A 16,139-nucleotide genomic window follows, 5' to 3' on the forward strand; every position below is an offset into this window, starting at 1 on the left:
GAGCCGCGTATGAAAATAGTGATAGCGCCCGATTCGTTCAAGGAGAGCCTGACGGCGATGGCGGTGGCCAACGAGATCGAGGCCGGCTTCCGCGAAATCTTCCCCAACGCCGAGTATTGCAAGCTGCCGGTGGCGGACGGCGGCGAAGGCACGGTGCAGGCCATGATCGATGCCAGCGGCGGCAAGCGCGTGGCCTTGCGCGTCACCGGTCCGCTGGGTGATCCGGTGTCCGCGTTTTACGGTTTGATGGGTGATGGCCAGACGGCGGTAATTGAAATGGCCGCCGCCAGCGGGCTGGAACTAGTGCTGCCGTCGCAGCGCAATCCGCTGCGCACCACCAGTTTTGGCACCGGCCAGTTGATCCTGAATGCGCTCGACGCCGGCGCGCGGCGTTTCGTGCTCGGCATCGGCGGCAGCGCCACCAATGACGGCGGCGCCGGCATGTTGCAGGCGCTGGGCGGCAGGCTGCTGGACGCCACCGGCACCGATCTCGGGCCGGGCGGCGGCGCGCTGAATATGCTGGACCGCATCGACCTGTCCGGTCTCGATGCGCGCATCACGGCCTGCGTGTTTGATGTGGCCTGCGACGTCAGCAACCCGCTGGTGGGACCGGAGGGCGCTTCCGCCATCTTCGGTCCGCAGAAGGGCGCGACGCCGGAGATGGTGGCGCGGCTGGACGACAATTTGCGCCACTACGCCAGCATCATCGCGCGCGACACCGGCAAGCAGGTGGCCGAGGTGCCGGGCGCCGGCGCCGGCGGCGGCATCGGCGCGGCCATGCTGGTGTTCCTCGGCGGCCGGCTGCGGCCCGGCAGCGAGATCGTCACGGCGGCCGTGGGCCTGGACGCGGCGGTGGCCGATGCGGACCTGGTCATCACCGGCGAGGGCCGCATCGACGGCCAGACCATCCATGGCAAAACGCCGGTGGGCGTGGCGCGCGTGGCGCAACGGCATGGCAAGCCGGTGATTGCCATCGCCGGCGGGCTGGGGACTGGCGCAGCGGCCGTGCATGATCACGGCATCGTGGCGGCCTTCGGTTCGGTCAGCCGGCCCGTCACGGTGGAGGAGGCGATGGCGTCGGCCGCCGCCAATGTGCGCAACGCCGCCCGCAATATCGCCGCCACGCTGCGCATTGGCGCCGACATCGGTCCGGCGGCACGCGGCGCGCCTTGATCAGGCGCCGAGGCGCCACTCGACGCGGTTGCGGCCAGCCTTCTTGGCCTGATACAGCAGGTGGTCGGCGACGGCAAACAGTTCGCTGCCGGTTTCGGCCGTCGCCGCGTTGAGCGTGGCGCCGCCGGCGCTCACCGTCAGCACCGGGGCCACCGACGAGGCCTCGTGCGGAATCCGCAACTCGGCGATGGCGCCGCAGATGCAGCTGACCACTTGCTGCGCCTGGGCTGCTTCGGTATCCGGCAGCAGCAGCACCATCTCCTCGCCGCCGTAGCGCGCGGCCAGGTCGGCCGGACGGCGCAGACCCGAAGCGGCGGTGCGGGCCACGGCGCGCAGCGCGCGGTCGCCGGCCGGGTGGCCGTAGTGATCGTTGTACTGCTTGAAGGCGTCGATGTCCAGCAGCGCCAGCGACAGCGGCCGGCCGCTGCGGCGGCTGCGCTGCCATTCCGCCTCATACACCTCGTCGAAACGGCGGCGGTTGGCCAGTTCGGTCAGGCCGTCGACGTGCGCCAGATGCTCCAGCATGCGGCGCTGGCGTACCATCTGCAAGTGCATCGCCACGCGCGCCATCACCACCGTTTCGTTGAACGGCTTGGAGATGTAGTCGGCCGCGCCCATCTTCAGGCCATTGGCTTCGTCCTCGGGGCGCGCCAGCCCGGAAATGAAGATCACGGTGATGTGCGCGGTATGCGCGTCGGCGCGCAGGCGGCGTAGCACCTCGTAGCCGTCCATATCCGGCATCACCACGTCGAGTAGGATCAGGTCCGGCAGGTGGCGCGCGGCGCGTTCCAGCGTCTGTTCGCCGTTCTTCGCCAGCAGCACGGTGTGCTCCGGCTTGAGCAGCTCGGCCAAGACCTGGCGATTCACGATGTCGTCGTCCGCCACCAGTACCTTTTGGGTTCCCGTAAAGTTCATGGGCTTTCTTCCAGTTCGTTGTGCAGCGTCCGCGCCAGCGCCGCCAGCGGCGCCAGCGCGGACTGATATTCGATGTCGTCCACGGCGCGCTGGATGGCGGCCAGTTGCGCAGGGTGGCGCTGGATCAGCGGCAGCGCGCGCAGTTCCGCCAGCACGTCCTCGGCGCGCGCGTCGTCGGCGCGCAGATGGGCTTCCAGCCGGGTGATCAGCAGCGTGGCATCGCCATCGCGGTAGCGCGGCGGCGCAGGCGATTCGCCCAGTTGCGCCAGGCCGGCAACCACCACGTCCAGGCCGTCGGCCAGTTCGGCCGCCAGTGCCGCGAGCGCGGCGCCGTCGCCGTTGCGCAGTGCCTGTTCCAGCGCTTGCGCTTGCGCGGCAAGATGGAAGGCGCCGATGTAGGCGGCGGTGGATTTGAGATTGTGCGTGACGTTGTACAGCGCATCATGGCTGCCGCTGGCGATGGCCTTGCGCACCTCGGCGGCCGCGCGGCCGTATTCAACGAGGAAGCCGCGTATGCGTTTGTCCAGGCGCGGGCGCTGCCGATCCACACTCTCCAATGCCAATTGCCAGTCGACGCCGGGAATCGACGGCAGCGGCGCGCCGGCGTCGGCCTGGCCTGCCGGCGGCGGCGCGGACTGAATGGCGACGCTGGCCACAGCGCGGCGCTCGGCCAGGCGCGCCTGCGGTATCCAGCGGATCAGCGTGCGGAACAACTGCTCCGGCGCGATCGGCTTGGTGATATGGTCGTTCATGCCGGCGGCGATGCTGTTGTCGCGGTCCCCGGCCATGGCGTAGGCGGTCATGGCGACAATCGGGAGATCGCGGTGGCGCGGCATGGCGCGGATCTGCCGCGTGGCGGTCAGGCCGTCCATTTCGCGCATTTGCACATCCATCAGCACCAGGTCGTAGTTGCCTTGCTCGACCATGCGCACCGCTTCGCCGCCATGTTCTGCCACGTCGATCTGCATGCGGGCGGCGGACAGGAAGTCCAGCGCCACCTCGCGGTTGTTGGCGTTGTCCTCCACCAGCAGGATGCGGGCGCCGTCCAGCGCCGACAGGTCGCGCATGGCGATGCCGGCGTTGTCCGAGCGCCGCATTTCGCGCGGCGCCTGCTGCTGACGATGGTGCAGTGGCCAGCCGACCGGCGCGCTGCCGGCATCGGCGATGCCCAGGCGGATGATGAAGCTGAAGCGGCTGCCCATGCCCGGCGTGCTGGTGACCTCGATGTCGCCACCCATCAACTCCACCAGCTGGCGCGAGATGCTCAGGCCCAGGCCGGTGCCGCCATATTTGCGGGTGGTGGTGGCGCCGGCCTGGTGGAAGGACTCGAACAGGCCCGCCACCTGCGACGGCCGCATGCCGATGCCGGTATCGGACACCGAGAAGCGCAGCGCCACCGTGTCCGCTGTTTTGTCCATCATCTCGACGGCGACGTTGATTTCGCCGCGCTCGGTGAATTTGACGGCGTTGCTGGTCAGGTTGATCAGCACCTGGCTCAGTCGCAATGGGTCGCCGACCAGCCGTGGCGGCACGCTGTCGTCCACGCGCATCTTCAGCTCCACGCGGGCGGCATCGGATTTGATGACCGTGAGCGAGGCCAGATGGTCCAGCAGCTCGCGCAGCTCGAACGGCGCCGACTCCAGTCCCAGCTTGCCGGCTTCGATCTTGGAGAAGTCGAGGATATCGTTGATCACCGCCAGCAGGTGTTCGCCTGCGGCCAGGATCTTGCCCAGATAGTTTTGCAGCTTGGGATTGGGCTCCGTCATCAGCGCCAAGCGGCTCATGCCGATGATGGCGTTCATCGGCGTGCGGATCTCGTGGCTCATGTGCGCGAGGAATTCGGACTTGGTGCGGGTGGCTTCTTCCGCGCGCAGCATGGCCGTCTGCATGGCTTTGGTGCGCAGGCCAAGGATGCGGGTGAAGATCAGCATGTCGAACATATTCCCGAACTGCAGCGCATGCATGGTCCAGAAATTGGCGTCGACCTTGCCGCCGATGACCTGGCTCAGTATCGCGGACGACACGAAGCTCACCGCCCACCCGAGCAGGAAGTAAATACCGACCGCGTCGCCATGGCGGGCGCGGTGGTAGGCGCCGGGCAGGCCAAGCAGCATGGGCAGGATGCCGAGCGTGCTGACGATGGCGACCAGCGTGTCGACTCCGATCATGTCGGTGATGTAGGCCAGCGCGCCGAGGACGCACAGCACGGCGCCGGTTTTCATCAGGCGGCTGAAGATGCGATCCTTGCCGGCACGCGCCAGCGCCTGTTCGACGAACAGGTAGGCGCCGCACGACGCCATCAGCGCGAACACGCCGCCGGCGTGGATGCTCATCCAGGCGTTGTCCGTCCACAGATATTGGTTCCCCATCCCGAAGAATTCGATGGAGAACAGGGTGGTGCCGGCCACCAGCAGCGCAAATTTGCCATACAGCGGTTCCCGCAGCGTGACCCACTGCGCCAGGCCATACAGCAGCAGGCACAGACTGAGGCCGGTCAGCACGCCTTGCAGCATCTGCTCATTCAGCGCGTGGCCATGGAACACGCCGGGACGCGACAGCGTAACAGGCAGGATCATGGCGCCGACGTTTTGCACGCGCAGCAGTACCACTTGCTCGGCGCCGGGCGCCAGGTGCAGCAGCGCTGCCGGCACGCGTGACCGTGGCACGCCCTGGGGCTCCGGCTGCAGGTTGCCGATGATCTGATGCGACTGGATGCCGCCCTTGTCGGCGACGTAGACGTCCACGCGGTTCAGCACCGCGTAGTCGATGGCGAGTATCCATTCCTTTTCCGCGCTGGTGCTGAGCGTGACCGGGATGCGCAGCCAGACCACTTCCTTGCGCACGCCCAGGGTGGCGTAGGCGCCGTCGGGTTTCGTATAACGGTCGGCGGCGGCCAGCGCCTGGTCCGCGGTCAGGCTGCCGTCGGCATCCGTCAACAGGGTGACGGCCGGCCACGCGGCGACGTGGCTGTGCTGGGCGTTGAGTAGCAAGGGACTGGCACCGGCGAAGGCCGATAGCGTCAGCGCGGCAATCAGAAGCAGGTAGCGGGCCAGAACGTTCAGCATGGCGTCAGAAGCGGTAGTCCACGCGCACGTCCACGGTACGCGGATCGCCCGGCACCGTCATGCCGAAGCTGTCGATGGCGATGGGGCGGACCTTGTTTTCGATGTTCTTCGCGCGCGCCAGCACGCTCCATGCGGCGCCGTTCGGCCGATAGTGCAGCGTGGCGTCGCTTTCGGTGTAGGCCGGAATGCGGTACTGCAGCAGTTGCGATGGCACGGCGATGATCGATGAGGCGCTGCGCCGCGTGCGCAGGCCGGCCGTCAGTTCGCCGGCGGGCAGCCCGAAGCGATGTTCGTAGCCCAGTGTGAACGTATGCGGCGGCGAGCGGTCCAGGTGCTTGCCAGCCCAGTCATGCAGGCCGTCGGGACGATAGCGGACATAGTGCGCGTCCAGCAGCGCCAGCGCGTAGCTGACGCGATCGCGCGGCGTGACGGCGACCTGGCCTTCGGCTTCGAGCCCCTTGACGCTGGCCTGGCCTGCGTTGGCGGTGACGAAGCGCGGCGCGCCGGCGACGATGGCGACGCCGGACAGTTGCAGGTTGTTGTAATCGTAGTGGAAGGCGGACAGATTGAGGCTGGCGTGCTTATCCCAGAAACGCGTTTTAACTCCGGCTTCGTAGGACCGCACGGTTTCCGGCTTGTACAGCAGCGTCTCTGCCGGCACCGCGATGGCCGCCGGACAGCGCAGGCCCAGTTGCGACGAGCCGGCCAGGCAGCCGTCGTTGAAGCCGCCGGCCTTGTAGCCGGTGGCGATGGCGCCGTACAGCAGCGTGGATGGGGCCAGGTCGTAATCCGCGCCGAGCCGCCACGTGGTCTGGTGCGTGTTGAGCGTGGCGGCGTTCAGCAGCGCGAAGTCGGTGGCCGGATTGAACACCGGGCCTTGCTGGAAATTGGTGGAGCCGGCGCGCGACTTGCTGTCGTCCGTGTAGCGCGCGCCGGCGGTGGCGCGCAGCTTGTCAGTGATGCGGTAAGTGGCCTGGCCAAACACCGCCTTGCTGGTGGCGATGGTGGGGCCATGCGGGAAAACATAGTATGGCGGCAGGCCAAGCGGCGTCAGATCGCGGAAGGTGTAGGTCTGCGACGACTGCTCACGGAAGTAGTAAACCCCCGCCTGCGCGGAGAGCTGACGTTCGCCATTGGTGGCAAGCCGCAGCTCATGCGAGTTTTGCGCATACGAGCCGCTGAAGTTCTGGCGTACGCCCAGGGCCAGCGTGGGCGCCACGCGGTAGTAGAAATTGGCCAGCGCGTCGTGATCGTAGTGGCGGTGCGCGCCCAGATAGTACAGCGTGGCCGGGCCGATATCCCAGGCCAGGTCGGCGCTAATGCCGTCGGTGGTCTTGTGGCTGTAGCCTTGTTCTGGCACGGCGTTGGGCGGCACGAAGCCATTGGTCAGCTGCGTGCCGGTACTGGCGCCGTACCACACCGGATGACCGCTGGCGATGCCGGTGTAGAAATTGGTATCGGGGACAAAGCTATCGTTGTTGTCATCCACCTTGCTGCGGTCGTAGCGCAGCAGCAGCGTGGCACCGTGGTTGATCTTCAGCCGGGCCGACAGGCGCGCCGACAAGTCGTCGCGGTCTTTGCCCAGCGCGTGTGCCGTCCGCTGGCCGTTGGTCAGGTAGCTGTCATGCTGGTTCCATGCCACGGCCGCGCGCAGCGACAGACGGTCGTTGACCGGCAGGTTGATCATGGCACTGGCCTTGCGGCTGTTGTAGTTGCCGATCTCGCTGGCGAGCCATCCTTCCAGCACGTTCGTCGGCGCTTTGGAAATCACGTTGATGACGCCCGCCGTGGTGTTGCGGCCATACAGCGTGCCTTGCGGGCCGCGCAGCACTTCCACACGTTCCAGGTCGTAGAAGCTGAGGTTCTGGATTTGTGGCCGCGCGATGTAGACGCCGTCCAGCAGAAAGGCGGCGGAAGGATCGCCTTTCTCCGTCGTGTCCGCGTTGGAGACGCCGCGGATGGTGATGCGCAGGCCGTCGGCGGCATTGTCCAGTTCCACATTCGGCAGGCGCGCGCCGAGGGCGGCCGGGTTGTCGATGCCGTCCTCGATCATTTGCGCGGCGCTCAGCGTGGTCATGGCCACCGGCGTTCTGGACTCCAGCGAGGGCGCACGCTGGGCCGTTACCGTCACTTCCTGGAGCTGCGCGCGCGCCGTCCCCGCCAGCATCAACATCAGCGGCAGGGAGAAAATCAGGTGTTTTGGAGTGGGCGGCACCGTTGCTTTTATCATTGTTTTTTTAAAACGACAGCTGCGTCTCAAATGCAAAGCTTACGAGTGTAGCAGGTTGGCTTGCAATTTCGTAGTTGGACTTTCAACTATCTGGACAAAAACATCACATTTAGAGCACGCCGGGATTCCTTTGCCAGATGCTGTAGCAGAGACAGGTCGCAAAACTCACCCAGGCGATGTAGGGAACTAACAACACTCCGGCCCAGCGGTCGCGCCGCCAGAAGGCCGCGATGGTGGCGGCAATCAGCACCCACAACAGCAGGATCTCGGCAAACGCCCACGCGCCAAGGTGCCAGGCGAAGAACAGCCAGGTCCACAGTGCGTTGGCCGCCAGCTGCACGGTGTACAGCGTCAGCTCGGCGCGGGTGCTGCCCGGCGCGCGCTGAACGCGCCAGGCAGCGATGCCCATCAGCAGATACAGCACGGTCCACGCGGGGCCGAACAGCCACGCCGGCGGCGCCCAGGCGGGACGGTCGAGTTGCAGGTAGAAGTCTGCCGCCTGCGCGGAGGCGTAGGCGCCTATGGCGGCAAACAGAAAAGTCAGCACCAGCCAGCCGGCGAGGGCGGGGAGTTGCCAGGGCCGGTGCGGGGCGGAAGCGTGGGTGGACATGAGATTTCCCTCCGGTCTAAGGTGGGCAAATGGTGGCGGCAGGGCGCGGCGCGGTCTGTGCGGCATTCAACCGATCTTCAATCTGGCGTTGAAGGTCATTCAAGGGCCGGGCCAATTATCGGCGCGCTGTTCGCGGCGCACAATGGCCACACTGTTATTTCACTGGAGTGCATCATGAAGAATCAGCTGGTGGTGGTGATTGGGGGCCTGTCCGGGATCGGGCGGGCCGTGGCGGAGCAGGCGGCTGCGGCTGGCGCGCGCGTCATTGCGGCCGGGCGGCGCGCCACGCCGGCCGAGTGGCCGTCGCATATTGAGTCGGCGCAGCTGGATGTGACGGACGACGCGGCGGTACAACGCTTCTTTGCCGGCGTGGGGGAGTTCGATCATCTGGTGCTGACGGCGGGGCCGGTGATCCCGTCCGCGCGCCTGGCGGACCTGGCGCCGGAGCAGGCGATGGCGGCATTCGACGTGAAAGTGTTCGGCCAGTTGCGCGCGGTGAAGCACGCGGCGCGGTATCTGAATGCCGGCGGCTCGGTGACGCTGACCTCCGGCCTGCTGGCGCGCAAGGCGGTGCCGGGCGGGCTGGTAAAGTCGGCCATGAATGCGGCGGTGGAAGCGATGGGAAAGACGCTGGCCAAGGAACTGGCGCCGTTACGGGTGAATGTGGTCAGCCCGGGCATGGTGGAAACCGGCATGTGGGGCGAGATGAGCGACGCGGAACGTGGCGCCATGGCGCAGCGCGCGGGCGCCGGTCTGCCGGTGGGCCGTGTGGGGCAGGGCAGCGATCTGGCCCAGGCGTATCTGATGATCATGCAGAATGGCTTCATGACCGGCGCGGTGGTGGATGTGGACGGCGGAGGTTTGCTGTGAGCCCCGTGGCGGGCGCGCGCCGCCGGTTCCTGGCGCAGGCGGCGGGTAGCGCGGCGGCGGTGGCGGCTGGCGTGGTGGGCGATGCCGGAGCGGTGGACGCCATTACGGCGGTCGGTGGCGCGGCGAAAGGTGCGGCGAAAGGCACTCAGGCGGACGGCCAGTTCTGGCCCAACGGCGCGCGGCTGGTGATTTCGATTTCGATGCAGTTTGAAGCCGGCGGTCAGCCGCCGAAGGGCGCCGATTCGCCGTTCCCGAAAGTCGACTTCCCGGCCAGTGTGAAGTCCGACGCGGTGGCCAATACCTGGTTCGCCTACGGCTACCGTGAAGGCGTGCCGCGCATGCTGGACCTGTGGGACAAGCATGGCGTCAAGGTGACGTCGCACATGATCGGCGAGGCGGCGCGACGCCATCCCGAGCTGGCGCGCGAGATTGTGCGGCGCGGCCATGAAGCGTCCGGCCATGGCCCGCGCTGGAGCTCGCAGTACGCGATGAACCGCAACGACGAACGGGCTTTCCTCATCGCCGGCCGCGACATGGTGCAGCAGGCCACCGGCGAGCGCACGGTCGGCTACAACTGCAACTGGCTGCGCCGTGGTCCGAACACGCTGTCGCTGCTGCAGGAGCTGGGGTTCGTTTATCACATCGATGATGTCAGCCGCGACGAGCCGTTTATCGAACAGGTGGATGGCAAGGACTTCGTGGTGGTGCCATACACGCTGCGCAACAACGATATTCTGCTGATCGAAGGCCGTAATTATTCTCCGCAGCAGTTCCTGGATCAGATCAAGGGCGAGTTTGACCAGTTGTACGAGGAGGCCGGCACACGCCGCCGCATGATGTCGATCAGCGCGCACGACCGCATCAGCGGCACGCCACAGATGGTGCGCGCGTGGGATGAATTCCTCACCTATGCGCGCGGCAAGGCGGGTGTGGCGTTCATGCGCAAAGACGATATCGCACGTTACGCGCTGGCCAGCCCACTGACGCTGCGTGAGAGCGAAACCATCTGATCACGGCGAGGCCGCCGGGTCAGGGCGTCGCCGTCCGGCAAACACATGCTAACTAGCGCCGGCGCAGCCGGTAGCCGATGGCCAGCGCCGCCAGCCACGCTGGAATCAGGTAGACCGACAAGCGCAGATCCGGCGTCAGATACATCACCGCGAGAATCGCCGCGAGGAAGGCCAGGCACAGGTAGTTGGTGAGCGGGTAGCCCAGGCTGCGGAATTGCGTCTGCTGGCCGGCGGCCTTTTTCTGCGCGCGAAAGCGCAAGTGGATCCAGCTGATCAAGCCCCAGTTGATGATCAGCGCCGACACCACAAGCCCCATCAAAAAGCCGAACGCCTTGGCTGGCATGAAGTAGTTGACCACCACGCACACCCCGGTGGCCAGCGCCGACACGCCCAATGCCGTCAGCGGCACGCCGCGCGCGTTGACCGTTAACAGCGCGCGCGGCGCATTGCCTTGCTTCGCCAGGCCATACAGCATGCGGGTGTTGGAATAGACGCCGCTGTTATATACCGACAGCGCGGCCGTCAGCACCACCACGTTCAACACGTGTGCCACCACATTGCTGTTCAGCGCATGGAAGATCAGCACGAACGGGCTGCCGCTGGTGACGACTTTCTGCCACGGGTACAGCGACAACAGGATGCCCAGCGCGCCGATGTAGAAGATCAGGATGCGATAAATGGCCTGATTGGTCGCCTTGGGAATGGTGTGCGATGGATTATCCGCCTCGGCCGCGGTGATGCCGATCAGTTCCAGCCCGCCGAAAGAGAACATGATGACCGCCATGGCCATCACCAGCCCGCCGACGCCGTGCGGGAAGAAGCCGCCGTGCTGCCACAGATTGGCCACCGTGGCTTGTGGCCCGGCGTCGCCGGAGATCAGCAGCCACGCGCCAAAGGCGATCATGCCGACAATCGCCAGCACCTTGATGATGGCGAACCAGAATTCCATCTCGCCGAACGCCTTGACGTTGAACAGGCTGATGGCGTTGATGATGACAAAGAAGGCCAGCGCCGACATCCACGTTGGCACCGCCGGCCACCAGTATTGAATGTAGATGCCGACCGCCGACAGCTCGGCCATGCTGACCAGCACATACAGCACCCAGTAGTTCCAGCCCGCCATGAAGCCGGCCCAGTGGCCGCAGTACTTGTCGGCGAAGTAGCTGAAGGAGCCGGCCACCGGCTCGTCCACCACCATCTCGCCCAACTGGCGCATGATGAAGAAGGCGATCAGCCCGGCCACGCCGTAGCCAAGCAGCACCGACGGACCGGCCATCTGGATCGTCTGCGCGATGCCGAGAAACAGGCCGGTGCCTATGGCACCGCCCAGCGCGATCAACTGAATGTGACGGCTTTTCAGGCCGCGCTTAAGTTCACTCATCGGGTGTCCTGTGCGAGATTGGAAAAATTAATTCTCGCACAACTTTGCGGCCGGCTCCAGATCGGCGCCAGCGGGCCGGTCATACGGTGCCCTTATTCCGCGTATGGCGCAGGTATAATTACGCGCAACATCCAGACAAGGAATATGGTATGACGAGTTTTGTCAAGGCGGTGCGCGTCTTGTGCGTGTCGCTGATTGCGCTGTACATGCAGATGTCGAACGCCGCCGAGGCGCCGCCCAAGGGCCACTTGCTGATCGCCGGCGGCGCGGTCAGGGCCGATAACGGCGAGGTCTGGTCAAGGCTGGTGGAACTGGCCGGCGGCAAGGGCGCGCGTATCGCGGTGATGCCCAGCGCGGCCGGCAACCCGCTGCGCTCTGGCACCAACCTGGTCAACACCCTGAACAAATATGGCGCCTCGGCCTTCGCCGTGCCGGTGGCGGTGCGCTTCAAGGACCGCGACTACCAGCGCGATGCCGAAGATGAAACGCTGGCGCGTTCGATCCGCGAGGCCGGCGGCGTCTACTTCGCCGGCGGCGACCAGGGCCTGATCACCAAGGCGCTGGTGCGTCCGGACGGCAGCCGTACCGCGGTGCTGCAGGCCATCTGGGACGTCTACCAAAAGGGTGGGGTGGTCGCCGGCAGCAGCGCCGGCGCCGCCATCATGAGCGCCACCATGTATTACGAGGCCAGGACCGTGCTGGGTACCCTGAGCGTGGGCGTCAACGACGGCCAGGAACTGGCGCCGGGCCTGGGCTTCGTCGGCAAGGACTTATTCGTCGACCAGCACCTGCTGGCGCGCGGCCGCTTCGCGCGCATGCTGCCGGCCATGCTGAAGAAGGGCTATAAGCAGGGCCTGGGCATCGATGAAAACACCGCCGTCATCATCGATGGCGAGCGCAATGTGGAAGTCATCGGCTACCAGGGCGCGCTGCTGCTGGACCTGACGCAAGCCTCCACCAACGGCGGCGAAAAAGACTTCAACCTGACCAACGCCCGCATCAGCTACCTGGATCGCGGCGACCGCTACAACCTGCTGACGCGCCACTATACGCCGTCCAGCGACAAGAAGGACGGCAAGCTCGATCCAGCCAACCCGTACCTGGATGAACAGGTCTATTCGGCCGATATCCTGGGCCACAACACCGTGCTGGTGATGATGGAAAAGCTGATCAACAATTCGCGCAAGGAGGCGATCGGCATTGCCACGGCGGCGCCGGGCGACCCGCGTCCCGACCTCGGCTTCGAGTTCAAGCTGAGCAAGGATGCGCAGAGCGTCGGCTACGAGTCGGCCACCTCTGACGCCTACACCATCCTCGACCTGCGCATGGATGTGCGGCCGCTGAAGATCACCCAGCCCTGGTATCACTGACCGCCGCATTACATTTTCGTCAGAAAGCGATTTACGCATTAATACCTAGTTCCCAGTTGCCTGAAATTTAAGTATGCTTGCGCTTTTTTTTCAAGGTCGAGTGGGGCATGACATCAGGTAAATCGGTTCGGGCGGACGTGGCTTTCGTACAATCGGCCTTGGGGCAGGTGCTGACGGCGGTGCGGGCCGAGGGCTCCGCCTCCCACCGCAGCATAGCGGACTACCTGATGCGCAATCCGATGCGCGGCACCGCGCTCAAGATCGAGGAGATGGCCGAAGGCTGCCAGGTCTCCACCGCCACCATCAGCCGCTTCGCGCGCGACATCGGCTTCGCTAGCTATGGCGCCATGCGCAGTGCGTTGGCCGAAACCCTGCATTCGGCCATGCAGCCGGTGGAGAAGCTGCGCAGTTCCATCGTCCGCCGCAAGGGAGCCGTGTCGCCCGGCGAGGCCAGTATCGAGTACGCGCGCGCCAACCTGTCCGCCACCCACAGCGCATTGTCGCAACAGTCGCTGGACGAGGTGGCGCGCAAGATCGGCGGCGCCCGCACTGTCTACGTGCTGGGACTGGGCATGTCGTCCAGTTTTGCCTCGCTGCTGGCGCTGCACCTGCAACCGTACTGCAAGCACGTGGTGGACATGGCCGGCGCCGGCGGCAACGAGACGGCCGCCGGCCGCCTGGTGCACATCGAGCGCGGCGACGTGCTGGTGGCGCTGTCGTTCCCGCGCTACGCGGGGGACACTATGCGGCTGGCGCAGTTCGCCCGCAACCACAAGGCCTGCGTGGTGGCGATCACCGACGCGCCGACCGCGCCGCTGGTGGCACTGGCCGACCACGCGCTGTACGCCAGCAGCGCCCACGGCGTGCTGCCGGGCAGCTATGTGGCGGCGGTGGCGGTGATCGAGGCGCTGGTGGCCTCGCTGATGGTGTCCAACAAGGCCAACGTCAGGAAGGCCGCGCGCCTCAGCGAGGTGATGGCGGACTACCTGATCGGCCCCGCTGTTTAGCTGAAATACTAAACATCGGCCCTTCCGCGCTCTCGCGATTGACCGGGGCCCGGGCACGCGCTATAAAGTCGGATCGTCTTGATAGCGGATGCTCAATGAACGCGATTAAATCCTTCTTCCCGGCCAGCGCACTGGCGCTGGCACTGGCCATTCCGGCGGCTTCGTTTGCCCAGACCACGCCGGCGCAGGCGGTCGATGTCTTCATCGGCACCGGCGGCGACGGCCATACCTTCCCCGGCGCCACGCGCCCCTTTGGCATGGTGCAGCTGAGTCCCGACACGCAGGTGCGGCCGTTCCGCCAGAGTTATCCCTGGGCGTCCGGCTACCGCTACGACGACGACAGCATCCTCGGTTTCTCGCACACCCATTTCTCGGGCAGCGGCCACTCCGACCTGGGCGACGTGCTGCTGATGCCCTACACGGGCGAAACCAAATGGGAGCCGGGCTACCCCGAGCGGCCGTTCAGCGGCTATCGCTCGCGTTTCAGCCACAAGGACGAGCGCGCGGAGCCGGGCTACTACGCGGTGCGCCTGTCCGACAACGAAGTCGATGTCGAGCTGACCGCCAGCGAGCGCGTGGGCCTGCACCGCTACCGCTACGCCAAAGGCGCCGAGGCCAAGGTGATGCTCGATCTGCGCAGCAGCATCTACGATTACGCCGCCAAGAATCTGTGGTCACGCCTGCGCGTGCGCGACAACACGCTGATCACCGGCATGCGCGAAACGCGCGGCTGGGCGGCCGGGCGCCAGTTGTACTTCGCCATCCAGTTCTCGCATCCGCTGACCGCGCGCGAGTTGCGCAACTTCGAGCGCGATATCGAATACAAGGGCTTTGCCGGTCCGGGCAGCGGCCCGGGCGACAAGGCCATGGTGGAAGGGAAATCGCTGGCGGCGTCGCTGATGTTCGGCGTGCCGGCCGACGGCCAGCTGGAAATCAAGGTCGCCATCTCCGGCGTCAGCGAGGAGGGCGCCATCGCCAACCTGGCCGAGATGCCGGGGTGGGACTTCGACGCCGAACGCGCCAAGGCGTCGGCCGCGTGGAACGAGGCGCTGGGCGCCGTCGCCATCGAGGCCGCGCCGGACATGCGCAAGATGGTCTACACGGCGCTGTACCACAGCATGCTGGCGCCCAGCCTGTACATGGATCGCGACGGCCGTTATCGCGGTCCGGACAACGAGGTGCATCAGGCCAAGGGCTTCCGCTACCACTCGACCTTCTCGCTGTGGGACACCTACCGCGCGCTACATCCTCTGCTGACGCTGATCCAGCCGGAGCAGCGCAATGTGGACTTCGTCCGTTCGCTGATCGAGTCGCAGAAAGCCAGCCCGTACGGCATCCTGCCGGTGTGGCAGTTCAATGGACTGGAGACGTGGTGCATGATCGGCTACCACGCGGTGCCGGTGATCGCGGACGCCTACATGAAGGGTCTGAAGGGCTTCGACGCGGACGAGGCGTTGAAGGCCATGACCAGCAGCGCGGAATATGGTCCGTACGGCGGCCTGCAGTACTACATGAAGCTCGGCTATGTACCGATCGACCTGGAGCCGGAGGCGGCGTCCAAGACCGTGGAGTACGCGTTTGACGACTGGACCATCGCCCGCATGGCGGAGAAGATGGGCAAGAAGGACATCGCCGCCCGCTACTACCAGCGCGCCCAGAACTACCGCAATTCCTTTGACGTCAAGACCGGCTTCCTGCGCGCGAAGAAATCGGATGGCACCTTCCGCGAGCCATTCAATCCGGTGCTGTCCAATTTCGGCAGCGATTACACCGAGGGCAGCGCGTGGCAGTATTCTTGGTATATGCCGCACGATAACGCGGGCCTGATCAAGATGCTGGGCGGCGACAAGGCGCTGCAGGACAAGATCGACATGGTGTTCGACGCCAAGGTCGATGAGAACGTGTATGCGCACATGGAGGACATCTCCGGCCTGATCGGCCACTACGCGCACGGCAACGAGCCGTCGCACCACGTGGCGTATCTGTACAACTACGCTGGCGCGCCGTGGAAGACGCAGGCGCGTCTGACGCAGGTGGTGGCGTCGCAGTACAACACCACGCCGGCCGGCTTGTCCGGCAACGACGATCTGGGACAGATGTCGGCCTGGCTGGCCTTTACCGCGCTGGGCTTCTATCCGGTGGCGCCGGGCAGCAACGAGTATGTGATCGGCCGGCCGTTCATGGACAAGGCGGTGTTGAATCTGCCGAACGGTAAGCGCTTCACCATCCGCGCCGTGGGCCTGAGCAAGGAGAACATCTACGTGGCCGGCGTCACGCTGAACGGCAAACCGCTGGCGCAAAGCTTCCTGCGCCATGAGCAGATCACGGCCGGCGGCGAGCTGGTATTCACCATGGCCAGCCAGCCGAACGCGGAGTGGGGCAAGGCGGTGACGGCGCGTCCTTACACCCAGACCGCATACTGACCACGTCATTCCGGCGAAAGCCGGAATCCATTCTTCGCCTGACGGCACGCTCAGCATGGGTTCCGGCTTTCGCCGGAACGACGGG

Annotated in this window: 11 protein-coding genes; 6 read left to right on the forward strand and 5 right to left on the reverse strand. The window is 65.8% G+C overall.

Annotated elements, in window-relative coordinates; genetic code table 11:
- Positions 1–9: 9 nt before the first annotated feature.
- Positions 10–1,173 (forward strand): glycerate kinase, encoded by a 1,164-nt coding sequence (locus tag FHW58_RS05830; protein WP_179672087.1) that lies wholly within the window; start codon positions 10–12, stop codon positions 1,171–1,173.
- Here FHW58_RS05830 and FHW58_RS05835 read toward each other — a convergent pair whose 3' ends face one another.
- The 4 genes from FHW58_RS05835 to FHW58_RS05850 form a co-directional block, all read right to left on the reverse strand.
- The gene (locus FHW58_RS05835; protein WP_179672088.1) at positions 1,174–2,088 is read right to left on the reverse strand and encodes a diguanylate cyclase domain-containing protein; all 915 of its coding nucleotides are present in this window, start codon (positions 2,086–2,088) and stop codon (positions 1,174–1,176) included. It abuts the gene before it with no gap.
- The gene (locus tag FHW58_RS05840) at positions 2,085–5,153 is read right to left on the reverse strand and encodes a hybrid sensor histidine kinase/response regulator (protein ID WP_179672089.1); all 3,069 of its coding nucleotides are present in this window, start codon (positions 5,151–5,153) and stop codon (positions 2,085–2,087) included. The genes FHW58_RS05835 and FHW58_RS05840 overlap by 4 nt, the downstream gene beginning before the upstream one ends.
- A gap of 4 nt (positions 5,154–5,157) precedes the next feature.
- Positions 5,158–7,368 carry a TonB-dependent receptor gene (locus tag FHW58_RS05845; RefSeq protein ID WP_373996633.1) on the reverse strand — a complete coding sequence of 737 codons (2,211 nt, stop codon included), beginning with the start codon at positions 7,366–7,368 and terminating at the stop codon, positions 5,158–5,160.
- Between the two features lie 124 nt (positions 7,369–7,492).
- On the reverse strand, positions 7,493–7,993 hold the full coding sequence (locus FHW58_RS05850; protein WP_179672091.1) for a TspO/MBR family protein: 501 nt from the start codon (positions 7,991–7,993) through the stop codon (positions 7,493–7,495).
- Positions 7,994–8,167: 174 nt separating this feature from the next.
- Here FHW58_RS05850 and FHW58_RS05855 point away from each other — a divergent pair, with 174 nt between their 5' ends.
- Together FHW58_RS05855 and FHW58_RS05860 are read left to right on the forward strand one after the other, a co-directional pair.
- Positions 8,168–8,863 (forward strand): SDR family oxidoreductase, encoded by a 696-nt coding sequence (locus tag FHW58_RS05855; protein ID WP_179672092.1) that lies wholly within the window; start codon positions 8,168–8,170, stop codon positions 8,861–8,863.
- Between the two features lie 101 nt (positions 8,864–8,964).
- Positions 8,965–9,873: a polysaccharide deacetylase family protein gene (locus FHW58_RS05860; RefSeq protein WP_373996665.1), complete on the forward strand. Its 909-nt coding sequence runs from the start codon at positions 8,965–8,967 to the stop codon at positions 9,871–9,873.
- A gap of 52 nt (positions 9,874–9,925) precedes the next feature.
- On the opposite strand, the gene FHW58_RS05865 is transcribed toward FHW58_RS05860, so the two are convergent.
- Complete coding sequence (locus FHW58_RS05865) at positions 9,926–11,254, reverse strand: amino acid permease (RefSeq protein ID WP_179672094.1); 1,329 nt, start codon at positions 11,252–11,254, stop codon at positions 9,926–9,928.
- A 149-nt stretch (positions 11,255–11,403) separates the two neighbouring features.
- On the opposite strand from FHW58_RS05865, the gene FHW58_RS05870 reads away from it, so the two are divergent.
- From FHW58_RS05870 to FHW58_RS05880, 3 genes are all read left to right on the forward strand, one after another.
- Positions 11,404–12,624 carry a cyanophycinase gene (locus tag FHW58_RS05870; RefSeq protein WP_179672095.1) on the forward strand — a complete coding sequence of 407 codons (1,221 nt, stop codon included), beginning with the start codon at positions 11,404–11,406 and terminating at the stop codon, positions 12,622–12,624.
- 137 nt (positions 12,625–12,761) lie between these two features.
- Positions 12,762–13,631, forward strand: coding sequence for a MurR/RpiR family transcriptional regulator (locus FHW58_RS05875; protein WP_373996634.1), 870 nt, complete (start codon positions 12,762–12,764; stop codon positions 13,629–13,631).
- A 95-nt stretch (positions 13,632–13,726) separates the two neighbouring features.
- Positions 13,727–16,054, forward strand: coding sequence for a GH92 family glycosyl hydrolase (locus tag FHW58_RS05880; RefSeq protein ID WP_179672097.1), 2,328 nt, complete (start codon positions 13,727–13,729; stop codon positions 16,052–16,054).
- Positions 16,055–16,139 lie beyond the last annotated feature (85 nt).

Origin of the sequence: Duganella sp. 1224 (assembly GCF_013408245.1) — a bacterium.
Taxonomy (GTDB): Bacteria; Pseudomonadota; Gammaproteobacteria; order Burkholderiales; family Burkholderiaceae_D; genus Rugamonas.